Genomic DNA, 24,150 nt, shown 5'->3' on the forward strand with positions numbered 1-24,150 from the left:
AAAAAACTTCAATAATCTCAGTGACTTACTCCTTTCAAGAATGTCTTGTGCAGCACACAACGACGTCCGACGATATCTGGCATGTGATATATCAACCTCAGACGAAGAAAGGCCCGCTGACGGGCCGAAATTACATTCATCTGTCATCTAACTTCGATTTTTCCTACTCCAGAAAATCGCAGTGCGTATTCACATAAGTTGCGAGTTCCAGCGAATGCTGGCGGGCGAGCCGCTCCGCGCCTTCGGTATCGCGCGCTTCCAGCGCTTCGATGATGTGCATGTGATCGGTAATCGAACGTGACGCGCGGTCGCTCTGCGAGATCGTCAGCTTGCGGATCGCACGCACGTGCGCGAACACGTTGCGGATCGTGTGCGCGATCGCCTGCGACTTCGACAGCTTCACCAGCGCCTCGTGAAACGTGATGTTCGCTTCCGAGTACTCGTCGATATGCCGCGCCGGCGCCTGCCGTTCGCCCTGGAAATCGTCGAACAGCCGCCGCAGCTCGGCGACCTCGTCGTCGCTTGCCTTGAGCGTCGCAAGCCGGGCGGCCATGCTTTCGAGCGCCGCCCACATCTGGATCATCTCGACGATCTCGCGGCGCGTCTTGCGCCGGATAAACACGCCGCGCCGCGGCACCGCGCGCAGGAAGCCTTCCTGCTCGAGCAGTGTCATCGCCTCGCGGATCGGCGTGCGGCTCACGCCGAGCGCTTCGGTGAGGTTGCGCTCGTCGAGCCGGATCGCTTCGCGCGACCCGTAAATATCCGCTTCCGCGATCGCCTGACGCAGCTTCGCGTACGCCAGATCGCGCAGCGACGCACCCGGACTCAGCGGCTGCAGCGCCAGCGTAAAAGGCGCCGCACGCGTTTGCGTTGACGCCGACGGCATCGGCGCCTGGATCGTCAAGGTCGCGTCGTCCATTACTCGTTGGACCCCAGCGGCGCCGGGTCATACGTACCGCGGAACGCGAGCCGTTCGCTTTCCTTCGCCGAATTCTCGATCCAGCGCTTGCGCATCGGTGCGAGCAGGAACTTCGCCGACACGCTGCCCGCGATCGCAATGCAGGCCGCGAAGATAAACACCGTGTTCCAGCCGCCGTGCTCGGACAATACCGACGCGATCGGCACCAGCAGCGCCGCGGTGCCTTTCGCGGTGTACAGCGTTCCCGCGTTGCCGGCCGCGTATTTCGCGCCGAACGTATCTGCGCAGGTCGCCGGGAAGTTCGAGAAGATGTCGCCGTAGAACACGAAGATCAGCCCGGAGAACACGATGAACAGGTACGGGTTGTGACCGAAGTGCATCAGCCCGAGCAGCGCGAGCCCCTCGCCGAGGAACGTGATGAACATCGTGTTCTCGCGGCCGATGCGATCGGAAATCGCGCCGCAGATCGGCCGCGTAAAGCCGTTGCAGACGTTGTTGATCGACAGCGTCAGCGTGAGCAACGGCAGCGTCGACGCGAAGAACGCCATCGGCATGTCGGCGAAGCCGTACTCTTTCGCGATCGGGCCGATCTGCGCAGTCGCGATAATGCCGCCGGTCGCGACGCAGACGAACATCGCGTACAACACCCAGAACACCGGCGCCCGCACCATTTCGCCGGTCGTGTAGTCGATCTTCGTCGCGACGATGCGCTTCACGTTGCGCGCGAACTCTGGTGGCTTCGGGCGCACCAGCATCGTCGCCAGCAACAGGATTACGCCACCTTGCAGACAGCCGAAGAAAATCAGCGTGTGCTGGTAACCGGAGCGCGCGATCATCGACGCAATCGGGATTACCGTCAGTGCGGCGCCCGCGCCGAAACCCGCGGCGGTCATGCCGGCCGCCAGACCGCGCCGGTCCGGAAACCACTTCAGCGCATTGCCGACGCAGGTGCCGTACACACATCCGGCGCCGATGCCGGAGATCACCGCGGCGACGTACAGCACGCCCAGGTTTGGTGCAAGCGCATCGAGAATCCAGCCGAGGCCCGCGCAGATTGCGCCGCCGATCACGACCGGGCGCGGACCGAAGCGGTCGACGAGCCACCCTTCAATCGGCACAAGCCAGGTTTCGGTGACGATAAAGATCGAGAAAGCGGTTTGAATGGATGCGAGGCCCCAATGGTGCTGCGCATTCATTGGTTCGACGAACAGTGTCCACGCGTATTGAAGGTTCGCGACCAGGCCCATGCATATGACGCCGATCGCGAGTTGCACCCATCGGCTGGATAGGCCACCGGCACCGCGCGGTGCAGCGGCCTGCTGTTCTTTGACTGGCTGTCGCAAGAGTCGTCTCCGTTGGTAACTTCTGGTATGACGTCGACGCTCGGGTTCCGGAGCAACTATCGGGCTGGCAAGTACAGAACGAGATGCAGTTGACGCCCGACGATGGTGGAGTGTTTTGCGCGGCAGCAAAAATCAAACTTTTTTATCGTTTGAATAAGAGGACGTGAATGGCCGTTAGCACGCTTTATTAAAGTGCAAGCCATCGGTAATGAAGCTCATGCGGTGCTGAGTGAGCAAATCAGTCGGCGGGCGGCGTCCGGCCGCTACGCATCGACGCCCGGATGCGTAGCGGTGAGATCGACCATCAGTTTGACTATATGTATAGCGCAGTGGCCGCGGCCGCCTGATCAGGCGGCCAGTTCGTGCGCAAATTTGCGGCGGAACGCCTGCCCATCGCTGTCGAACAGGTGGCAATGATCCGGCTGCGCGCCGAGCTTGACCAGTTTTCCCTTCGGATGCCGTTCGAGCGGCGGAATGCGCGCGATCAGCCCGTCCGGTGCGACGCCGCATTCCGCGTACAGGTACGCGGCATCGCCGAGCGACTCGACGGTCATGATCGTTGCGGACACACCGAATTCGCTGGTATCGACATGCAGGTGCTCGGGCCGGATGCCGACCGTCACCTTGTCGCCTTCCTTCGCGTTGCCTGGTTCGACCGCGACCCGCTGCGTCTCGCCGGTCTCGTAGCGCACCAGCAGGCCGTCCGCTCCGATCGACTGCACGACCCCATCCATGAAATTCATTTTCGGCGAACCGATGAACCCCGCGACAAAGCGGTTCGCGGGCGCGTGATATAGCGTATTCGGCGTGCCGACCTGCTCGAGATTGCCGGCCGACAGCACGACGATCTTGTCGGCGAGCGTCATCGCTTCGACCTGGTCGTGCGTCACGTAGATCATCGTCGTCTTCAGTTCGTCGTGCAGCCGCGCGAACTCGAGACGCATCTTGACGCGCAACGCCGCGTCGAGGTTCGACAGCGGCTCGTCGAACAGAAACACCTTCGGCTTGCGCGTGATCGCCCGGCCGATCGCTACCCGTTGCCGCTGCCCGCCCGACAACTGCTTCGGCTTGCGCTCGAGCAGATGGTCGATATGCAGGATCTTCGCCGCATTGCGCACCGCCTGATCGATCTCCGGCTTTTTCGCGCCGGCGAGCTTCAGGCCGAATGCCATGTTGTCGTACAGCGTCATATGCGGATACAGCGCATAGGACTGGAACACCATCGCGATCCCGCGTTTGGCCGGCGGCACATCGTTCATCCGAGTGCCGTCGATGCTCAGGTCGCCGCTGCTGATGTCTTCGAGTCCCGCGATCATCCGCATCAGCGTCGACTTTCCGCAGCCGCTCGGACCGACGAACACGACGAACTCGCCATCCGCGATATCGAGGTTGATGTTCCGCATCACTTCGTTGTCGTCGTAGCGCTTGCTGATATTGCGCAATGCCAGGCTAGCCATGATGTGTCTCCGTGTGTTGCGTGATGTTGCTGTGTTGCGTCGATTCGTTTCAAAGCTCGGTATGCCGGTTGGCACAGGCGCGTTATGAAGCCGCCTTCAACTGCTGCGTCCAGCGCGTGACCAGTTCGGGCAGTTGCCGCATGTCGTCGAACACGTGCCGCGCACCGGCCTCGCGCAGCGCGCCGATCTGCGCGTCGCTCACATGACCGGCGCCGGCGAAGCCGATCACGGTCATTCCGGCGCCTGTCGCCGCGGTTACGCCGGTCACGCTGTCTTCAATCACGAGGCACGCGTCCGGCGTCACGTTCAGACCGCGCGCCGCGGCCAGATAGACATCCGGCGCCGGCTTCGGCCGCGGCACCATATCCGCGCAGAAGAGCCGCTCGCCGAAGAACGTCGCGAGACCCGTGCGCGCGAGCGCTGCTTCCACATACGGACGGAAACTGTTGCTCGCGCATGCTTTAGTCAGCGTGATCGCCGCTAGCGCGTCGCCGATACCGTTGACCGTCGGCGCCTGCACCGCCGCCGCTTCGACCTTCGCGCGAATTGCATGGACGTCGCCGTCGGCGAACTGCTTGCCGAGCTGCGTGGCCGTGCCTTCGAGCACGCGCTCGATGCGCAGTCCGAGCAGCGGTATCACGACCGGGGCAACCTCTGCGTCGGGCCAGCGCGCTTCGAGTTCGCGCACGAGCACCGCGGCCGCGACCGCTTCGCTGTCGATCAGTACGCCGTCGCAATCGCAGATCAGCGCGAGCTTCGTATCGGCTTGCATCAGGGTCTGGGTCACTTAACGGCCCCGAATGTAAGGCCACGCACCAACTGCTTCTGCGACAGCCAACCGACGATCAGAATCGGCGCGACCGCAAGCAGCGACGCGGCGGACAGCTTCGCCCAGAACAGCCCCTCCGGACTCGAATACGACGCGATGAACACCGTCAACGGCGCCGCGTTCGAGCTCGACAGGTTGATGCTCCAGAACGCCTCATTCCACGACAGGATAACGAGCAGCAGCGCGGTCGACGCGAGCCCCGGCAGCGCCATCGGCATCAGCAGGTAGACGATCTCCTGCCAGGTCGCCGCGCCATCGATACGGCCGGCCTCGAGAATATCGCGCGGGATCTCGTTGAAGTACGTGAACGCCATCCATACGGCAATCGGCAGGTTGATCAGCGTATAGACGATGATCAACCCGGTCACCGTGTCGAGCAGCCCGCTGTTTTTCCACAGCAGGTAGATGGGCACCAGCACGCCGACCGACGGCATCATCTTCGTCGACAGCATCCACAGCAACGTTTGCTGCGTGCGTTTGCTCGGGAAAAACGCCATCGCGTACGCAGCGGGCACCGCGAGTAGCAGGCACAGAATCGTCACGCCGACCGAAATCAGAATCGAGTTCCACGCAAACGCGAAGTAGTTGCTGCGCGCGAACACTTCGCGAAAGCTTTCCAGCGTCGGCGTGAATAATATCGACGACGAATACGCCTGCTGCTCGGTCTTGAATGCGGTGATCGTCATCCAGAAGATCGGGAAGAACAGCGCAATCGAAATCAGCCACGCGAGAATGCCCGGAATGCTGCGCTTCACAGCGGCAAACGGCGAAGCTGCGGGCACGGTGGCAGTCGTCACAGGTGTAGCGGCGAGCTGGCTCATTTTTCATACTCCCCTTTCAGGTTCTTCGCGAGCATCTTCACGAGGAAGAACGACACGATGTTCGCGACGATCACCGCCAGAATGCCGCCCGCCGACGCGAGACCGACGTCGAACTGCTGCAAGCCGAGCGCGTAGATCAGGTACGACAGGTTGGTCGTTGCATTGCCGGGGCCGCCGCCGGTCGTCGTATAGATCTCCGCGAAAATCGACAGCAGGAAAATCGTCTCCATCATCACAACCACCGCGATCGCGCGTCTGAGGTGCGGCAGCGTGATATAGAAGAACATCGCGAGCGGTCCGGCGCCATCGATGCGCGCCGCTTCCTTCTGTTCCTGGTCGAGCGACTGGATCGCGGTGAACAAAATCAAAAACGCAAACGGCAACCACTGCCATGCGACGATGATGATCACCGCCGTGAGCGGATAAGTCGCAAACCAGTCGATCGGCGTCAGGCCGACCGCGCGCATCGCACCGGCGACGAGGCCGTACACCGGGTGCAGGATCATGTTCTTCCAGATCAGCGCACTGACCGTCGGCATCACGAAGAACGGCGCGATCGCAAGCAGGCGCGCGACGCCCTGCCCGTAGAACTTGCGGTCGAACAGCACGGCCATTAGCACGCCGCCCACGACCGTGATCACCAGCACTGAAATGATCAGTTGCAGTGTGTGCACGATCGACGGCCAGAACGACGGGTCGGTCGCCAGATAGCGGTAGTTGTCGAATCCGGCGAAACCCCGCGCATCCGGGTTCAGCAGGTTGTAGCGCGTGAACGAAAACCAGATCGTCATCGCGAGCGGAATCGTCATCCACAGCAGCAGCACCGCGACGGATGGCGAAACCAGCCAGCGTGCGGACGCGGCTCGACGCGATTCGCGTTCCTTCTCGGTTTCGGGGTGGACGTGCGACAGAGGAAGGCGCAGATGAGGCATGATGGGCCACCTGTTCGGAAGTGCGCGAACCGCCGGGTTGCTGCAACCGGGTCGAGCGGTCCGCCGTGCTGCCGGAGTCCGGCCGGGTTAGGTCGCCCGGCCGGGGTTTGCTTCAAACGAACGTTGCTTCGCTATCGCTTCGGCATACGTCGTAATACGCCGGGTTACTTCTGCAATCCGGCCTGACGTACCGCGCGATCCGCGGCAGCATTGCCGGCTGTCAGTGCCTGGTCGACCGTCATCTGTCCGGCCACCGCGCCGGAGATGCTCTGCCCGACCACCGTACCGAACGACTGGAACTCAGGAATACCGACGAACTGCACACCGGTGTACGGCACAGGCTTGAGCGTCGGGTGCGTCGGGTCGGCTGTTTCGATCGCCTTCAGCACAAAGTCGGCAAACGGTGCTGCCTGCTTGTACTCAGGACGCTGATAGGTCGACTGGCGGGTGCCCGGCGGCACCGAGGCCCAGCCTTCGTCTTTCGCGACCATCTCGATGTATTCCTTCGACGTCGCCCACTCGATAAACTTCTTCGCCGCATCCTGCTGCTTCGACGTCTTCGGAATGGCGAGCGCCCATGCCCACAACCAGTGAGAACCGTTCGGCGTGACCTGGGTCGGCGCCGCGGCAAACCCGACCTTGTCGGCGATCTGCGATTGCTGCTTGTTGTACAGCATGCCGGCCGCGACCGTCGCGTCGATCCACATTCCGCACTTGCCGGACGACATCAACGTCAGGTTTTCATTGAAGCCGTTCGAGCTCGCTCCCGGCGGGCCGTCTTTCTTCAGCAGATCGACATAGAACGACACCGCTTTCTTCCATTCCGGCGAGGTCAGCTGCGCATGCCATTGTTCGTCGAACCAGCGGCCACCGAACGTATTGACGAGCGTCGTCACGTACGCCATGTTTTCGCCCCAGCCCGCCTTGCCGCGCAGACAGATACCGTACGTGCCGGCCGACTTGTCGGTCAGCTTGTCCGCGAACTGCGCGATCTGCTCGTAGGTCGGGTTGTCCGGCATTTTCAGGCCCTTCGCCGCAAACAGGTCCTTGCGGTAGAAGGTCATCGAGCTTTCGACGTAGAACGGCAACGCAAACAGCGTGCCGTTGTACGACAGCCCGTCGCGCGCGGTCTTCACGACGTCGTTCAGATCGTAGCTGGCCGGCAAATTCGTCAGCGGCGATAGCCAGCCGCGCTTGCCCCATTGCGGCGTTTCATACGCGCCGATCGTCATCACGTCGAACTGGCCGCTGCCGGTGGTGATGTCGGTGGTCGCGCGCTGGCGCAGCACGTTTTCTTCGAGGATCACCCAATTAAGCTTGATGTCCGGATTTGCCTTTTCGAATGCGGGCGAGAGCTTCTTCAGCTCGATCATGTCCGGATTGTTCAGCGTCGCAATCGTCACGGTCGCCGCCGACGCATTGAGCGCCGCGCACGCGGCCGCCGCAGCGCCGAATGCCTTCAGCGCGGGTTTCAGGGCAGGTTTCATCGTTTGTCTCCTTTATCGTACGTTCGTGTTGGCTTGCGATGGGCGGCTCACGGATCCTCGCATTTCCGGGCGGCAGCTAGCGTCGCTGGCAGGGGCAAACAGGTCAGCTCATCCAGTTGCCGCCGTCGACATTCAGGGTTTGCGCGGTGATGTAGTCCGCATCCGCCGATGCCAGGAACAGCGCGGCGCCGGTCAGATCCGCCGGCAGCCCCATCCTGCCGAGCGGCACCGCTTCGCCGACGAGGCGCTTCTTCTCGCCGAGCGGCCGGTTCTCATAACGTGCGAAAAGCGCATCGACCTGCTCCCACATCGGCGTATCGACGACGCCCGGTGCGATGCCGTTGACGTTGATCCTGTGCGGCGCCAATGCGAGCGCCGCCGATTGCGTATAACTGAGCACGGCCGCCTTGGTCGCGCAGTAGTGCGACACGAGCGCCTCGCCGCGGCGCCCGGCCTGCGACGACATATTGATAATCTTGCCGCCTTCGCCCTGCTCGACCATGCGCTGCGCGACCGCCTGCATCAGGAAGAACATACCCTTCACGTTGACCGCGAAGAGCTTGTCGTAGATATCCCAGGATTCGTCGAGCAGCGGACGCATGTCGAATAGCGCCGCGTTATTGAAGAGAATGTCGACGCGGCCGAACCGCCGAATGGTTTGCGCGACGATGCGCTCGATATCTTCGCGCCGCGTGACGTCCGCGCTGATCGTCAGCACGCGCTCGCCGTGCGCGTCGCGCAACGCGTCGCCGAACTCGCCGGCGGGCTTCACGTCGACCAGCGCGCAGCGCGCGCCTTCGTCCAGATACCGGCGTGCGACCGCTTCGCCAATCCCGCTTGCCGCGCCGGTGAGAATCGCCACCTTGTCCTGCAATCGCGCTGCCACTGCGTGTCTCCCAATCGTTCGACTCTTCGTGTGTGAGTCTTTCGCCAGTGAGCGAACGCTCTCTGCGCGATCAATTGCTCTATTTGTGATCGAATGATCGGATACGCGTCCGGCCATGTCAAGGCGCGCTGCAAGATTTCGATGGTGCAGCGCGGCAGGTTGCGCTGCCTCGCTGTATGCCTGGTCCACGCGCTCGCCAGCATGCTCGCTCAGCGCTTTTGCGCGGGTCGTTCGCACGATTACCGCCCGGTCGCTTCCCAGCGTGCGTCACCTCCCTTCTCTTAATTTAGACGGCGCGTCGGCGCAATCAATGGCAAGATGTTTAGATACGTTATATCATTCCGCCTTCGTTGTTCGCCGTTGATTCGCCGAACGCGGGCAGCCGCCGGTGTATCGCCGACCGGTCGAGCGTGCCGCCCTTCTGGAGCAGCCTCATGCCTGTCCCATCCGATGACCGCGTCGTACAACGGGTCGCGCACGCGCAAGCCGTCGCGACCGCGCGTGGCCTCGTGCTCACTACGTTGCGCCGCCAGGTCTATGCGCTGATCGTCGCCAGCGAGCGGCCGATCGGTGCGTATGACCTGCTTGCCGCGCTCCAGCCGGCGCGCGGACGCGTGCCGCCGACCACGGTCTATCGCGCGCTCGACTTCCTGCTCGAGCATGGCTTCGTGCACCGGATCGAGTCGAAGAACGCGTTCTTCGCGTGTTGCGACGTCGACCATCCGCATCAGGGCCAGTTTCTGATCTGCGAAGCATGCGGCGAAACGGTCGAGATTCCCGGCGGTGAACTCGCGCGGCAACTCGCCGGCAGCGCGCCTGCACAGGGCTTCGCAGTACTCCGTCAGGTCGTCGAACTGAGTGGGCTATGCGCGGCCTGCCAGCACGGCCAACGGTAGTTCATCCGTTTACTTATCCAACGTTCGAACCGTTCTAACCTTCAATCCGATCACGCACTTACGATGAACAACAAGAATCCCAAGTGGCATGCGGCGCGCGCCGCGCTGAGACTGGCAAAGTATCTGACGACCGTGGGCCTGGCACTTGCCGCGGCGCTTTCCGCGACGCTTGCCGTGACTGAGGCAGCGCATGCGCAAGCCGCCCCGGCAGCCGCAAACGGCAAAATTCCGGTGGTCGCCGCCGAGAACTTCTACGGCGATGTCGTGCAACAGCTGGGCGGCGATCGCGTCGACGTCACCAGCATCCTGAGCAATCCGGACCAGGATCCTCACCTGTTCGAAGCGAGCCCGAAAACCGCTCGCGCGCTGCAGCACGCAAGCCTTGTCGTCTACAACGGCGCCGACTACGATCCGTGGATGGCGAAGCTGCTCGCCGCGTCGCAGAATGCGAAGCGCACAGTGATCGTCGTCGCGGACCTCGTCGGCAAGAAAAGCGGCGATAATCCGCACCTCTGGTACGACCCGGCGACGATGCCCGCTGTCGCCCGTGCGGTCAGCGCCGCGTTGACGGCGGCTGACCCCGCGCACAAGAACGCGTACGATGCGAATCTCGCGAGGTTTATCGAATCGCTGAAGCCGATCGACGCCAAGGTTGCCGCCCTGCATGCCCGCTATGCGGGTGTGCCGGTCACCGCAACCGAGCCGGTGTTCGGCTATATGTCCGACGCAATCGGCCTCGATATGCGCAATCTGCGTTTCCAGCTGGCGACGATGAACGACACCGAGGCGAGCGCATCGGACATTGCCGCGTTCGAACGCGACTTGCGCGAGAAGCGCGTGCGCGTACTGATCTACAACAATCAGGCCACTGAAGCGCTGACTAAAAGAATGTTGAAGCTCGCGCAGCAATCGCACGTGCCGACGATGAGCGTCGCCGAAACGGAACCGGCGGGCAAGAACTACCAGCAATGGATGCTCACGCAACTCGATGCGCTCGGCGTTGCGCTCGCTGCAGGCGACAATGCCGGCGGTAAAGGAAAAACTCAATGAACGAAAGTGACCGTCCGCCGCCCGCACCGCCCGCTTCGTCGCCCACTGCGAGTGATGCCGCACCGGTGCTGGAGCTCGACCGTGTAACGCTCGAACTCGGCGGACGAACGATCCTGCGCGATACGAGCCTCGCGATCCGGCAAGGCGAATTTGTCGGTGTGCTGGGTCCCAACGGCGCGGGCAAGACCACCTTGATGCGCGCGCTGCTCGGTCTCGTACCGGCCGCGAGCGGCATCGTGCGCGTGCTGGGCGAGCCGGTCGTCTGCGGCAATCCGTCGATCGGCTATATGCCGCAGACGCGCAGTGCGCTGGCCGGCCGGCGCGTGCGCGGGCGCGATTTCGTCGCGATGGCCGCCGACGGACACCGCTGGGGCTTGCCGCACGCCGACGCAAAAACGCGCGCCGACGTCGAACGCGTACTCGATCTGGTCGGCGGCCGCGCATTGGCCGCGCGGCCGCTCTCCGAGCTATCGGGCGGCGAGCGGCAACGCCTTCTGCTCGCGCAGTGCCTGCTCGGCAATCCGCGCCTGCTGCTGCTCGACGAACCGCTGATCAGCCTCGATCCGCATCATCAGAAAAGCGTCGTCGAACTCGTGCGGCGCGTGCAGCAGGAGCTCGGCATCGCGGTGCTGTTCTCCGCGCACGAACTGAACCCGCTGCTGCATGCGCTCGACCGCGTGCTGTACCTCGGCAATGGCGTCGCCGCGCTCGGCACGGTCGACGAAGTGATCACGAAGCCGGTGCTGTCGCGGCTCTATGGGTCGACGATCGACGTGATCCGCATGAACGGCCGCATCTTCGTGATGTCGGGCGACGTCGAAGTGGAGAAGCACGACCACGAGCATGAAGACGACGGCAATCACGGACACGGCCACTCGCATGAACACGGCGCCGCGGGCACGCACAAGCACGGCCACGCACGCAACCATCACCACGCGTCACGCGACGGGCACACGCACGATGTTTGAATATGACTTCATGGTGAACGCGTTCGCCGCGTCGGGAATCGTCGCGGTGCTGTCGGGCATCGTCGGTTACTTTCTGGTGATGCGCGGGCAGACATTCGCCGGGCATGCGCTGTCGCACGTCGGCTTTACCGGCGCGACCGGCGCCGTGCTGATCGGCATTTCGCCGATCTGGGGGATGATCGGCTTTACGCTGGCAGCCGGCGTCGGCATGGGCGCACTCGGCGAGCGTCTCGCCGGCCGCGATGTCGCGATCGGCGTGGTCCTGTCGCTCGCGCTCGGCTTCGGGCTGCTGTTTCTGCATTTCTTCACCGCCTATGCGACGCAGGTCACCGCACTGCTGTTCGGTAATGTGCTCGGCGTCAGCAAGTCGACGCTCGTGGTGCTGGCGGCGCTCGGCGCGGTGAGCCTCACTGCGCTCGCGGCGATCATGCGGCCGCTGCTGTTTGCGTCGTTACAGCCGGAACTGGCGGAAGCGAAAGGGGTGTCGCTGCGCCTCGTGTCGGTGCTGTTTCTCGCGATCGCGGCACTTGCGGTGGCCGCCTGTACGCAGATCGTCGGTGTGCTGCTGGTGTTCACGCTGATGGTCGGCCCGGCTGCCGCGGCGCAGAACATGACGACACGTCTGTCGGTCGGTCTCGTGGTTGCCGCGGCGCTCGCACTGGTGCAAGCGTGGCTCGGCGTCACGCTCGCGTTCTACACCGACTGGCCGACGAGTTTCTGGATCACGCTGCTTGCGGCGCTTGTGTACGGCGCGAGTCTGCTCGCGCGGCGATAACGCGTGAGTGCCAGTACGGCGACATTCTCGCTGTCGTGCGACAACGCGGTGGTGAGACAACGCGGTGGTGCGATGACACAATGACACCGCATACCGGCTGACAAGTGACGCAAACATGCGACAAACGAGCGACGCGAGCGCATCCGCGCCGCAACCGGCCTGCGCTATGACGCGAGCAACACCTTCGCGTGATGCGCGAGATGATCTTCGACGAAGGTCGAAATAAAGTAGTACCCGTGGTCGTAGCCCGCGTGCCGCCGCAGTGTCAGCGGCTGACCCGCGGCACCGCACGCCGCCTCGAAGACATCCGGATTCAGTTGCACATCGAGAAACTGATCGGCGAGCCCCTGATCGACCAGAATGCCCGCCGCGAATTTCGCCGACGCGCACCCAACGAGTTCGCTTGCATCGTAGTCGCGCCACGCATCACGGTTGTCGCCAAGATAACCGCGGAAGGCCTTCTCGCCCCACGGGCAGCGCATCGGCGCCGCGATCGGCGCAAACGCCGACACCGACCGGTACAGATCCGGATTACGCAGCGCCAGCACGAGTGCACCGTGCCCGCCCATCGAGTGGCCGAAGATGCCAAGCCGCGCGGGATCGATCGGCAAATTCGCGCAGACCGTCTCGCGCAAATCGTCGCGCACGTACGAGTACATCCGATAGTGCTTCGCCCATGCGTCGCGCGTCGCATCGACGTAAAAGCCCGCACCCACGCCAAAATCCCATGCGTCGCTCTCGCCAGGCACGCCGGCGCCACGCGGACTGGTATCGGGCGCGATCAACGCGATGCCGTGCCGTGCGGCGAAGCGCTGCGCGCCCGCCTTCATCGGAAACGTCTCTTCGGTGCAAGTGAGGCCGGCGAGATAAAACAGCGCCGGCACCTTGCCGTGCGCGGCCTGCGGCGGCAGATACACGGCGAAGCGCATCGGCAGGCCGATCGTGCGCGAATCGTGTTGATAGAACTGCTGCACGCCGCCGTGGCAAGCGTGCGATGAGCGCGTCTCCAGCATCGCGGCCTCCTTAATACATCACCACCGAGCGGATCGACTCGCCCTTCTTCATCAGATCGAAACCGTCGTTGATCTGTTCGAGCGACAGATGATGCGTGATCAGATCGTCGATATTGATCTTCCCTTCCATATACCAGTCGACGATCTTCGGCACATCGGTGCGGCCGCGCGCGCCACCGAATGCCGAGCCTTTCCATTGACGGCCGGTCACAAGCTGGAACGGCCGCGTGCTGATCTCCTCACCCGCCGCCGCGACGCCGATGATGAACGACTGCCCCCAGCCCTTATGCGTGCATTCGAGTGCTTCGCGCATCACCTTCGTATTGCCGATGCATTCGAACGAATAATCCGCGCCGCCATCGGTGAGTTGCACGATGCGATCGACGACGTTGCCGACCTCCTTCGGGTTGATGAAGTCGGTCATGCCGAATTTCGTCGCCAGTTCGACGCGGCCCGGGTTGATATCGACGCCGATGATCCTGTTCGCGCCGACCATCTTCGCGCCCTGGATCACGTTGAGCCCGATGCCGCCCAGCCCGAACACGACGACATTCGCGCCCGCCTCGACCTTCGCCGAATAGACGACCGCGCCGACACCCGTGGTGACGCCGCAGCCGATATAGCAGACCTTGTCGAACGGCGCATCTTCGCGAATCTTCGCGACGGCAATCTCCGGCACGACGATGAAATTCGAGAACGTCGACGTACCCATGTAGTGAAAGAGCGGCTTGCCGCCAAGCGAGAAGCGCGATGTCGAATCGGGCATCAGGCCTTTGCCTTGTGTCGCGCGTATCGCCTGACACAGGTTTGTCTTGCGCGACAGGCAGAACTTGCATTGCCGGCATTCCGGCGTGTAAAGCGGAATGACGTGGTCGCCTTTTTTCAGCGTACCGACGCCGGGCCCGACGTCGACCACCACGCCCGCGCCTTCGTGACCGAGAATGGCCGGGAAAATGCCTTCCGGGTCCGCACCGGACAACGTGTAGTAGTCGGTGTGACAAATGCCGGTGGCCTTCACCTCGATCAGCACTTCACCGGCGCGCGGTCCTTCGAGATCGACTTCCTCGATGGTTAGCGGTGCGCCGGCTTTCCATGCGATGGCGGCTTTGGTCTTCATTGACTGTTCTCCTGGATTCTGGCGAAGCGGATAGCGGAAAGGTCGATGTCACGGACGTCGGCCCCCGACGATGCCTCATTGACCGGAACGCGTCGCGACCTGCGTTCGCGCCGGTATGCGCACCGTGCATGTTGGCGTTGCCCAGCCGTTATGTAAAGGTCACGCCCGACGAAATTTCGTCGGACGGCCTTGCGTCTCTATACCCGGAAGACATCGAAGCGTCACAAAGACGACCGTACAGGACACCGACGGCACACGTCGGCGACAATACGGCAACCCATTGACTTTCGGAACGCGACCCATGGCAAGCGAGACCCCGGCATCCGGCGATGCCATACAGTTGACTGTCAGCGAAGGCATCGCGCGCGTGACACTGAACCGCCCGGAGCGACGCAATGCGCTCACCTTCGCGTTGTGGGAGCGTCTGCGCGATACATTCGATGCCTTGAGCGCGCAGCGCGAAATTCGCGCGATCGTACTAACGGGCAGTGCAAACAGCTTCTGCGCGGGCGCGGACATCTCCGAGTTCGGCGAGGTTCGCGCGAACGCGGAGCAAGCGCGCGCGTACGAACAGGCTTACGAAGGATGCTGCAACCGGATCGCCGCGTCGCCGAAGCCGACCATCGCGGCAATCAACGGCTACTGCATGGGCGGCGGTTGCAATGTCGCGATGTCATGCGATTTTCGCTTCGCCGAACGGCACGCAACGTTTGCGATTCCAGCCGCAAAGCTGTCGATTGTCTATGGCATTGCGGGCACGCGCCGGCTGCTGTCGCTCGTTGGCCTGGCGAACGCGAAGCGCATTCTTTACACCGCTGAAAAGTTCGATGCCGAGCGCGCACTGCATATCGGCTTTATCGACGAAATTGCCGACGATGCGCTTGCCGCGGCGCACGCGTTCGCGCAGCGGCTCAATGCGTGCGCGCCGCTCACGATCTCCGGTGCGAAAACCATGCTCGACGCGCTCACGTCCGGCAACGGCGCGCTACGCGACGGCGTGGTCGAGCAACTGCTCGATCAGGCGGCGCAGAGCCATGATTTCCGCGAAGGACGCGCGGCGTTCGCGGAAAAACGCGCGCCGCGGTTTCGCGGCGAATGAAGAACGAGTCGCGAACAGCACGCATCGCGAGGCTGCATGAGCAAACACCCCCCCCATACACGCGAACCACGCCGGCAGCGCGCCGACTTTGCCGCACTGCACGGCATCACGACGCGCTGGGTGGACAACGATATCTACGGGCATCCCGACACGGTCACCGTGGGGCTGGGCGTCGCTCGCATTGGCAGCAGCAGCGTGCGCTACGAACTCGCGATCTTTCGCAATGAAGAGAACGAAGCGTGCGCGCAAGGTCATTTCGTGCAAGTCTATGTGGACCGCGTCGCTGCCATTGGCATGGCGGCAGTGTCTCGAAACCCTGCTGGTGGCACCACCTGCGCCGTGAGCGCGCGAAACAACGCGGGACACGTTCAGAACCAGCTTTCGACCCGTCCGTATAGATCGATAAAGCGGGCGTAGCGAGCCGCGATCGCGCGGTCGCTGCCCGGCGCCGCGACACGCATCGCGCGAGGCGCGAGCGTCGCCAGTTCGTCCGCGCGCCAATGGCCGCACGCGAGTCCTCCGAGCAACGCAGCGCCACGCGCCGCTGCGTTCGGACAATCGACCGCGTGAAGTTCCACATCGAGCGCGTCGGCAAGCAGCTGACGCCAACGCGTGTCGACCGAGCCACCGCCCGCGAGACGCAACGCATCGACCGTCGCGCCGCTTTCCCGAATCGCGTCGAGGCCCGCGCGCAGCGCGAACGCGACACCTTCGAAAGCCGCACGCATCAGCGCGCCGCGCGAAGCGCCCAGTGCAAGCCCGAGCCAGCCGCCGCGCGCCGCCGGATTGAGCCACGGTGTTCGCTCGCCTGTCAGATACGGCAGAAAACTGATCGCGTTGGCATCGCTTTCGGTAGCGAACGCGTCGCGATACGCATCGCTCCATTCATACGACAGCCATCCGCGCACTGCTTCGAGCGCGACGCCGACGTTCTGCATCGCGGCCATCCGATACCAGTCACCGGTTGCCGCACGGTAGCGGTGCAAGCCTCGCGCGAACGAGGGTTCGTCGGTCGACAGCACGACGATCTGGCCGCCGGTGCCAGTCGTCAGCAGCGCGTCGCCGTCGCTCACGAGGCCGCTGCCGAGTGCCGCACACGGCGTGTCGGCCGCGCCGGTTGCAAGCGGAATGCCGGGGCGCAGGCCGAGCGCGTGCGCGGCTTTCGTGGACAGTGCGCCGCATGCCGCGGACGACGGCGCCAATGCAGCAAACCAGCTACGCGGCAAGCCGAGCCGATCGAGCAGCGCGACATCCCAGACACCCGTGGGCTCGGCCAACGCGGTTGCGCACGCATCGGATGGGTCGGTCGCCACGTCGCCGCCCATCGCGACACGCAGCCAGTCTTTCGGCTGCAGCGCCCAGCGGGCGTTTTCGACATGCTCCGGTTCGTGCTGCGTGATCCATCGCAGCAGCGGACCTGCCATGCCAGGTGCAACCGGATTCGGCTGCGGTTCAGGCCACGCGTCGAGCAGCGCCAGCGCGCGCGTGTCGGGCCATAGCATCGCGTGCCGCACAGCGTCGCCGTGCGCATCGGTCAGCACGACGCCATGCATCTGCCCGGAAAAGCCGATCGCCTCAATGGCATCGCGTTCGCTCGCTGGCAAGCGCGCCGACGCTTCGCACAGTGCGCGCCACCATGTCTGCGGATCGGTCTCGGCCCAGCCGGGATGCGGCGTTTCGATCGCGTACCCAACACTTGCGGTCGATGTTTCGCGACCATCGCCGTCGACGATCGCGAGTTTCAGTGAACCGGTGCCGAGATCGATGCCGAGATAGGACATGAGAAGACGTTCGATGGAAATGGAGTGACGAGATCACGCGCGCAGTCGGCTACGAGCAACGCGCACTGGACGGTGATGCGCGGGTTAACCCCCGCGTCCGCTTCGCCACGCAAAACCTGCGAGATGCGCGGCGCGAAATACAGATCATAGCGAACGCGATAGGTCCCTGTTGAGTTGACGATTGCGCAATCGCCTTTTGTTCCGATGTGGCCGGCGGCGCGCACCGGTACCGCCTGTGCGCGCGCGTGGCGCTGACCCTTCGCCCATGCCTGTGCACATCGGCGGATAGCGCATATCAGCAACGCGAAGCCCGAAATACCCATCAGCGGTCTTGTTGCGCTTTTTCGGCGCGCATACCGTTGGGAATATTCCTAACCGACAGGGAGACAGACAATGCATGCGAACACGGTTCATCCGTGCGATGAGCGGCTGCCGGCAGGCCGGCTGCTGACACTTGGAATCCAGCACGTACTCGTCATGTATGCAGGCGCGGTTGCAGTGCCCCTGATCATCGGCAGCGCGCTGAAGCTGCCGAAAGACCAGATCGCGTTCCTGATCAGCGCCGATCTGTTCTCATGCGGCGTCGCGACGTTGATCCAGACGCTCGGCCTGTGGATATTCGGCATCCGTCTGCCGGTCATCATGGGTTGCACGTTTGCCGCGGTGAGCCCGATGATCGCGATCGGCACGAACCCGAATCTCGGCATTCTCGATATCTTCGGTTCGACGATCGCTGCGGGCGTAGTCGGCATACTGGTAGCCCCTGCGATCGGCAAGCTGTTGCGGTTTTTCCCACCGGTGGTCGTGGGTGTCGTGATCACGGTGATCGGGCTGTCGCTGATGGAAGTCGGCATCAACTGGGCCGCGGGCGGCGTCGGCAATCCTGATTACGGCAATCCGGTGTATCTGGGCTTATCGCTTCTGGTGCTGATGCTGATTTTGCTGATCAACAAGTTCGGCAAGGGCTTCGTCGCGAATATATCGGTGCTGCTTGGCATCGTGGCCGGCTTTGCGATCGCCGCGCTGATCGGTCGTGTCAATATGGAAGGCGTGACGAGCGCGCCATGGGTCGGTTTCGTGATGCCATTTCATTTCGGCTTGCCGCACTTCGATCCGCTTTCGATCGCGACGATGGTCACCGTGATGTTCGTCACGTTTATCGAATCCACCGGAATGTTTCTCGCGGTCGGCGACATGGTCGATCGGCCTGTCGATCAGAAAACGCTCGTGCGCGGTTTGCGCGTCGATGGCCTGGGCACGCTGATCGGCGGTATCTTCAATTCGTTCCCGCATACGTCGTTTTCGCAGAACGTCGGGCTCATCGGCGTAACCGGTGTGAAGAGCCGTTATGTATGTGCGATGGGCGGCGTGATCCTGGTGCTGCTTGGACTGTTTCCGAAGATGGCGCAGGTCGTCGCGTCGGTGCCCGCGTTCGTGCTCGGCGGCGCCGGCATCGTGATGTTCGGGATGGTGGCGGCGAACGGCATCAAGGTGCTATCGAAGGTCGACTTCGCGAAGAACCATCACAATCTTTTCATCGTTGCGGTCAGCATCGGACTCGGACTCGTGCCGGTCGTGTCCCCGCACTTCTTCGCCAGGCTGCCACCGGCGTTGTCGCCGTTGCTGCACAGCGGGATTCTGCTTGCTGCTGCGTCGGCGGTCGCGCTGAACGTGATCTTCAATGGCGTTCGGAGCGAACGCGCATCCACGTGCGAATTGCGCCGCGCCGAAGATGAGCTGGATGCGAGTTCCGAGCCGCGCGACACCGCCGCCCGTGACGGCATGATGCGCGCAGCGGCCGAATAGTATTGAAAACAGGATATAAATGGCGGTGAGGAGGAACGTCACTGAGCGCATGACTGACGCTGACGCCGCGGAAACACGTAAAGGCAATGCGGCCGCTGCTGCCGCACCTGGCCATTCGGACGAATGGTGGCGATGAAGTTGCATCCATCGAATGGACCGCTCGCCTTCCATCCAGCGGCTTCCTCTCCGTCAACCCGGCCGTTCGGCTATTCGCACCCTTCAACCGGCCGAGGGTACCGACGCGGACACGGGCGCCGCTGGCGCATCACCGTAGTCGACAGGCGCATCGGCCGGCCGCGGTATTTCGCCCGCTCGCTCGATCCAACCGCCGCCGAGCGCCTGATAGAGATCGATCAGGTTGGTGAGTCGCTGCACACGCGCATCGGTGAGCAACAGTTGCACCTGGTACAGATCGGTCTGCGCGGTCAGCACTGACAGATAGCTGTCGACGCCGTTTCGATAGCGCAGTTCCGACAGGTCGAGCCGGCGTTGTTCGGCGAACGTATCGCGTTCCAGCGCTGCGATCTGCTGATCGAACGTGCCGCGTGCCGCGAGCCCATCAGCGACGTCTCGGAACGCGGTCTGGATCGCCTTCTCGTACTGCGCGATCTGGATGTTCTTCTGCACGTGCGCAAGATCGAGGTTCGCGATGTTCGCTCCGCCTTCGAAGATCGGCACGGTGATCTGCGGAGCGAAGCCCCACGCGGCCGAACCGGCCTTGAAGAGTCCGCCGAGCGTTGGGCTTAACGTGCCGAAGTTGCCGGTCAATGAAATGCGCGGGAAGAAAGCAGCGCGCGCGGCACCGATGTTCGCATTCGCGGCGAGCAGATTCTGCTCCGCTTCCATGATGTCCGGTCGGCGCGTCAGAAGGTCGGATGGCAAGCCCGCCGGGATATCGGTCAACAGATCCTGCCCGCCAAGCGTATGGCCTTCCGGCAAATCGGCCGGCAACGGCTCGCCGATCAGCAGCACCAGCGCGTTTTCGGCCTGCGCGCGGGCGCGTGCCTCGGTCTGCAGGTTCGCGCGCGCCTGCTCAACGACAGTTTCGGCCTGACGCAGATCGAGTTCGGAACCCGTGCCGGTTTCATACTGCAGCTTCGTGATGTTGTACGAATCCTGCGCGGTACGCAGTGTGTTCTCGGTGACGTTCTGTGCTTCGATAAAGCCGAGCATCGATACATACTGGTCCGCCACCGACGACACGAGCGCAATCTCCGCCGCCTTGCGCGCCTGCGCTGTCGCGAGATACTGCGCGAGCGCCTCGTCCTTCAGGCTCTGAATGCGACCGAAGAAGTCGATCTCCCAGGACGCGTTGAGCCCGACCGAGTACTCGTTCGAGATCGTCTTGTTGAGGAACGACAGGTTCTTCGGCGTACGCGTCTTCGACTGCGACGCGGCGGCCTCGATAGACGGGAACAGCGCCGCACGCGTGATCTGATACTGCGCGCGCGCCGCCTGGATGTTCAGCACCGACACACGCAGATCGCGGTTGTTCTTCAACGCGATCCCGATGAGCTGTTGCAGCCGCTCGTCGACGAAGAAGTCGCGCCAGCCGATCTCGGTCGCCGGCACTCCATTGGCGGAGCGCTCGCCTCGCGCTGGCACTGGCTGCGTGTCGTAGACGCCGCCTTGCGGGAACGTCGCCGACACGGGCGCCGCCGGGCGCTGGTACTTCGGCGCCATCGTGCAGCCCGCGGCAAGCAGCGCCACCGACGCTGCGATCAAAGAATGTTTGAGCATCTTAGTGTCCTTCCTTGCCGGAGCCGCCGCCGTTGCGATCACCGCCGCCCGACGGATCGCCGCCCGACGGATCATGCGGATGATGCTCGTTGTAGTGAGCGAGCGCCGCGTCCGGATCTTCCTTTTCACCACTGAAGCTGCCGCGGATCACGACGAAGAACATCGGGATCATGAAAATCGCGAGGAACGTCGCCGTCAACATCCCGCCGATCACGCCGGTACCGATCGCGTGCTGACTCGCTGAGCCCGCGCCGTTACTGATCGCGAGTGGCAGCACACCGAGAATGAACGCGAGCGACGTCATCAGAATGGGCCGCAACCGCAGGCGCGCGGCTTCGAGTGCGGCTTCGACCGGCCCCATCCCCTGCCCTTGCTGCAGCTCACGCGCGAACTCGACGATCAGAATTGCGTTCTTTGCGGACAAGCCCACCGTGGTAAGCAGACCGACCTGGAAGAACACGTCGTTTTCGAGCCCCCGCAGCGTCGCCGCCAGCAACGCGCCCAGCACGCCGAGCGGCACGACCATGATCACCGAGAACGGAATCGACCAGCTTTCATACAGCGCCGCGAGACACAGGAACACGACCAGAATCGAGATGCCGTACAGAATCGGCGCCTGCGAGCCGGACTGGATTTCCTGGAACGACAGGCCGGTCCAGTCGTAGCCGATTCCCGCGGGCAGCTTCTTCGCGAGCGCTTCCATCGCTGCCATCGCCTGGCCAGTACTCTTGCCCGGCGCCGCCTGCCCCTGGATTTCGATCGACGAGATGCCGTTGAAGCGTTCGAGCTTCGGCGAGCCGAAGGTCCACTTGCCGGTCGTGAACGCGGAGAACGGCACGATCCCGCCGGACGTATTGCGCACGTACCAGTCGTTCAGGTTTTCCGGCGTCATCCGGAACGGCGCGTCACCCTGCAGATACACCTTCTTGATCCGGCTGTCGGTATCGAGGAAGTTATTCACATACGCCGATGCCCATGCGATCGAGAATGACTGGTCGATCGTCGCCAGCTGAACGCCGAGCGCAGAGGCTTTTTCCTGATCGATCGTCACCTTGAACTGTGGCGTATCGTTCAGGCCATTCGGACGCACCTGCGCGAGTATCGGGTCTTTCGCCGCCATGCCGAGCAACTCGTTGCGCGCCTGCATCAGCACTTCGTGGCCGACGCCCGCACGATCCAGCAGTTCGAAATCGAAGCCTGCCGCGGTACCCAGTTCGGGAATGGAAGGCGGATTGACCGGGAACACGGTCGCGTTCTTGTACGTCGAGAAGTGCTGGAACAGACGACCCACCAGCGCCTGCACCTTCTGGTCGGCGTGCTGGCGCACCGAATAGTCCTTCATCCGCACGAACACGAGACCCGAGTTCTGGCCGCGACCGGCAAAGCTGAAGCCGTTCACCGTGAAGGTCGACTCGACAATGCTCTTTTCGTCGTTGAGCAGGTAGTCGGAGATGTCCTTCAGCGCGCGGCCGGTGGTCTCCTGTGTCGAACCGACCGGTGTCTGCACGAGCACGAACATCGTGCCCTGGTCTTCGTTCGGCAGGAACGACTTTGGCAAGCGCGCGAACAGCATGCCCACCGCGACGATCACCACCAGGTAAATGATGAGCCAGCGACTCGAGCGCTTGATCACATGGTGCACGCCCTTGTGATACTGATCGCGGCTCTTGTCGAACGTGCGGTTGAACCAGCCGAAGAAGCCCTTCTTTACTTCGTGATGGCCCTGCGGGATCGGCTTGAGAATCGTCGCGCACAGCGCCGGCGTGAGAATCAATGCGACCAGCACCGACAGCACCATCGCCGCGACGATCGTCAGCGAAAACTGCCGGTAAATCGCACCGACCGAGCCACCTGAGAACGCAACCGGCACGAACACCGCGGAGAGCACCAGTGCGACGCCGATCAGCGCGCCGGTAATCTGGTCCATTGCCTTGCGGGTCGCTTCGCGCGGCGAAAGCCCTTCCTCGCTCATCACGCGCTCGACGTTCTCGACGACCACGATCGCGTCGTCCACCAGCAGGCCGATCGCGAGCACGAGACCGAACATCGACAGCACGTTGATCGAGAAACCCACCGCCGCCATGATCGCGAACGTGCCGAGCAGCACCACGGGCACGGCAATCGTCGGAATCAGCGTCGCGCGCAGGTTCTGCAGGAACAGGTACATCACGAGGAACACGAGCACGATGCCTTCGAGCAGCGTCTTCACGACTTCCTCGATCGACAGCCGGACGAACGGCGTCGTGTCGTACGGATACTTAACGACAAGGCCGTGCGGGAAATACGGCGCCAGCTGGTCGATCTTCTGCCGCACGAGCTTCGCGGTCTGCAGTGCGTTCGCGCCGGTCGCAAGCTGAATACCGAAGCCGGCCGTCGGCGCGCCGTTGTACTTCGTGTCGACGTTATAGTTCTCGCCGCCGAGATCGATACGCGCGACGTCCTTCAGCCGCACTTGAGAGCCGTCCGTGTTCACCTTCAGCAGGATATTGCCGAACTGCTCGGGCGTGGTGAGCAGCGATGCTTCGGAGATCGTCGCCTGCAGCAACTGCCCCGGCACCGATGGCGTGCCGCCGAGCGCACCGCCCGCGACCTGCACGTTCTGCGCGATGATCGCCGCCTGCACGTCGACCGGCGTCAGGTTGAAGTTGGTCAACTTGTTCGCGTCGAGCCAGACCCGCATTGCGTACTGCGTACCGAACAGCGTGACCGTGCCGACGCCGTCGATCCGGCTCACCGGATCCTGGATGTGCGACGCGACGTAGTTCGCCAGGTCGTACTTGCTCATGCTGCCGTCTTCGGACACAAACGCGAGCACCAGCAGGAAGCTGCTGCTCGACTTCGTCACCTTCGTGCCCAGTTGCTGAACCACTTGCGGCAGCAGCGGGGTCGCAAGCTGCAGCTTGTTCTGCACCTGCACCTGCGCGATGTCCGGGTTGGTGCCGGCCGCGAAGGTCAGCGTGATGGTTGCAGTGCCGGAATCGTCCGATGTCGACGACAGATACAGCAAGTGGTCGAGGCCGCTCATCTGCTGCTCGATCACCTGCGTGACGGTGTTTTCAACCGTCTTCGCCGATGCGCCCGGATAGGTCGCGCTGATCTGGATGGACGGCGGCGCAATGGTCGGGTACTGCGCGACGGGTAGCGTGAAAATCGACGCGAGACCCGCGAGCATCAGCACGATGGCGATCACCCATGCAAAGATCGGGCGATCGATAAAGAACTTTGCCATGT

The 24,150-nt window shown here is 63.1% G+C and carries 20 protein-coding genes; 7 read left to right on the forward strand and 13 right to left on the reverse strand.

Annotated elements, in window-relative coordinates; translation table 11 throughout:
- Positions 1–163: 163 nt before the first annotated feature.
- The 8 genes from BX592_RS04350 to BX592_RS04385 form a co-directional block, all read right to left on the reverse strand.
- Positions 164–886, reverse strand: coding sequence for a GntR family transcriptional regulator (locus tag BX592_RS04350; RefSeq protein ID WP_134190742.1), 723 nt, complete (start codon positions 884–886; stop codon positions 164–166).
- 32 nt (positions 887–918) lie between these two features.
- On the reverse strand, positions 919–2,262 hold the full coding sequence (gene oxlT, locus BX592_RS04355; protein ID WP_475483650.1) for an oxalate/formate MFS antiporter: 1,344 nt from the start codon (positions 2,260–2,262) through the stop codon (positions 919–921).
- A gap of 347 nt (positions 2,263–2,609) precedes the next feature.
- Entirely contained in the window at positions 2,610–3,719 is a 1,110-nt protein-coding gene (locus BX592_RS04360; protein ID WP_134190442.1) for an ABC transporter ATP-binding protein, read from the reverse strand.
- An 82-nt stretch (positions 3,720–3,801) separates the two neighbouring features.
- Positions 3,802–4,491, reverse strand: coding sequence for an HAD family hydrolase (locus BX592_RS04365; protein WP_134190744.1), 690 nt, complete (start codon positions 4,489–4,491; stop codon positions 3,802–3,804).
- Between the two features lie 11 nt (positions 4,492–4,502).
- Complete coding sequence (locus BX592_RS04370; protein WP_134190443.1) at positions 4,503–5,369, reverse strand: carbohydrate ABC transporter permease; 867 nt, start codon at positions 5,367–5,369, stop codon at positions 4,503–4,505.
- Positions 5,366–6,301 carry a carbohydrate ABC transporter permease gene (locus BX592_RS04375; RefSeq protein WP_134190444.1) on the reverse strand — a complete coding sequence of 312 codons (936 nt, stop codon included), beginning with the start codon at positions 6,299–6,301 and terminating at the stop codon, positions 5,366–5,368. The genes BX592_RS04370 and BX592_RS04375 overlap by 4 nt, the downstream gene beginning before the upstream one ends.
- Before the next feature lie 164 nt (positions 6,302–6,465).
- Positions 6,466–7,788: an ABC transporter substrate-binding protein gene (locus BX592_RS04380; RefSeq protein WP_134190445.1), complete on the reverse strand. Its 1,323-nt coding sequence runs from the start codon at positions 7,786–7,788 to the stop codon at positions 6,466–6,468.
- Between the two features lie 103 nt (positions 7,789–7,891).
- Positions 7,892–8,674: an L-iditol 2-dehydrogenase gene (locus BX592_RS04385; protein ID WP_134190446.1), complete on the reverse strand. Its 783-nt coding sequence runs from the start codon at positions 8,672–8,674 to the stop codon at positions 7,892–7,894.
- A gap of 434 nt (positions 8,675–9,108) precedes the next feature.
- Between BX592_RS04385 and BX592_RS04390 the strand changes: the two genes are divergently transcribed.
- From BX592_RS04390 to BX592_RS04405, 4 genes are all read left to right on the forward strand, one after another.
- Positions 9,109–9,570 (forward strand): Fur family transcriptional regulator, encoded by a 462-nt coding sequence (locus tag BX592_RS04390; protein WP_134190447.1) that lies wholly within the window; start codon positions 9,109–9,111, stop codon positions 9,568–9,570.
- Positions 9,571–9,633: 63 nt separating this feature from the next.
- Complete coding sequence (locus BX592_RS04395; protein WP_134190448.1) at positions 9,634–10,620, forward strand: metal ABC transporter solute-binding protein; 987 nt, start codon at positions 9,634–9,636, stop codon at positions 10,618–10,620.
- Complete coding sequence (locus BX592_RS04400) at positions 10,617–11,588, forward strand: ABC transporter ATP-binding protein (RefSeq protein ID WP_134190449.1); 972 nt, start codon at positions 10,617–10,619, stop codon at positions 11,586–11,588. The genes BX592_RS04395 and BX592_RS04400 overlap by 4 nt, the downstream gene beginning before the upstream one ends.
- Complete coding sequence (locus tag BX592_RS04405) at positions 11,581–12,363, forward strand: metal ABC transporter permease (RefSeq protein WP_134190450.1); 783 nt, start codon at positions 11,581–11,583, stop codon at positions 12,361–12,363. Before BX592_RS04400 ends, BX592_RS04405 begins: the two co-directional genes overlap by 8 nt.
- A 164-nt stretch (positions 12,364–12,527) precedes the next feature.
- On the opposite strand, the gene fghA is transcribed toward BX592_RS04405, so the two are convergent.
- Together fghA and BX592_RS04415 are read right to left on the reverse strand one after the other, a co-directional pair.
- A complete protein-coding gene (gene fghA / locus BX592_RS04410) occupies positions 12,528–13,376 on the reverse strand; it encodes an S-formylglutathione hydrolase (RefSeq protein WP_134190451.1) in 849 nt (282 codons plus the stop codon).
- Between the two features lie 10 nt (positions 13,377–13,386).
- A complete protein-coding gene (locus BX592_RS04415; RefSeq protein WP_134190452.1) occupies positions 13,387–14,493 on the reverse strand; it encodes an S-(hydroxymethyl)glutathione dehydrogenase/class III alcohol dehydrogenase in 1,107 nt (368 codons plus the stop codon).
- A gap of 301 nt (positions 14,494–14,794) precedes the next feature.
- Between BX592_RS04415 and BX592_RS04420 the strand changes: the two genes are divergently transcribed.
- Both BX592_RS04420 and BX592_RS34130 read left to right on the forward strand, forming a co-directional pair.
- Positions 14,795–15,592 (forward strand): enoyl-CoA hydratase-related protein, encoded by a 798-nt coding sequence (locus BX592_RS04420; RefSeq protein ID WP_134190453.1) that lies wholly within the window; start codon positions 14,795–14,797, stop codon positions 15,590–15,592.
- Between the two features lie 36 nt (positions 15,593–15,628).
- Positions 15,629–16,009: an acyl-CoA thioesterase gene (locus tag BX592_RS34130; RefSeq protein WP_208327847.1), complete on the forward strand. Its 381-nt coding sequence runs from the start codon at positions 15,629–15,631 to the stop codon at positions 16,007–16,009.
- Here the strand turns inward: BX592_RS34130 and BX592_RS04430 are convergent.
- Complete coding sequence (locus tag BX592_RS04430; RefSeq protein WP_134190454.1) at positions 15,961–17,373, reverse strand: xylulokinase; 1,413 nt, start codon at positions 17,371–17,373, stop codon at positions 15,961–15,963. The genes BX592_RS34130 and BX592_RS04430 overlap by 49 nt on opposite strands.
- Positions 17,374–17,766: 393 nt before the next feature.
- Here BX592_RS04430 and BX592_RS04435 point away from each other — a divergent pair, with 393 nt between their 5' ends.
- Positions 17,767–19,179 carry a nucleobase:cation symporter-2 family protein gene (locus tag BX592_RS04435; protein WP_134190455.1) on the forward strand — a complete coding sequence of 471 codons (1,413 nt, stop codon included), beginning with the start codon at positions 17,767–17,769 and terminating at the stop codon, positions 19,177–19,179.
- Positions 19,180–19,398: 219 nt separating this feature from the next.
- Here BX592_RS04435 and BX592_RS04440 read toward each other — a convergent pair whose 3' ends face one another.
- Both BX592_RS04440 and BX592_RS04445 read right to left on the reverse strand, forming a co-directional pair.
- The gene (locus BX592_RS04440) at positions 19,399–20,919 is read right to left on the reverse strand and encodes an efflux transporter outer membrane subunit (RefSeq protein WP_134190456.1); all 1,521 of its coding nucleotides are present in this window, start codon (positions 20,917–20,919) and stop codon (positions 19,399–19,401) included.
- 1 nt (position 20,920) lies between these two features.
- Entirely contained in the window at positions 20,921–24,148 is a 3,228-nt protein-coding gene (locus tag BX592_RS04445) for an efflux RND transporter permease subunit (protein WP_134190457.1), read from the reverse strand.
- Positions 24,149–24,150: the final 2 nt, after the last annotated feature.

The organism is Paraburkholderia rhizosphaerae (genome assembly GCF_004366595.1).
Lineage (GTDB): Bacteria > Pseudomonadota > Gammaproteobacteria > Burkholderiales > Burkholderiaceae > Paraburkholderia > Paraburkholderia rhizosphaerae.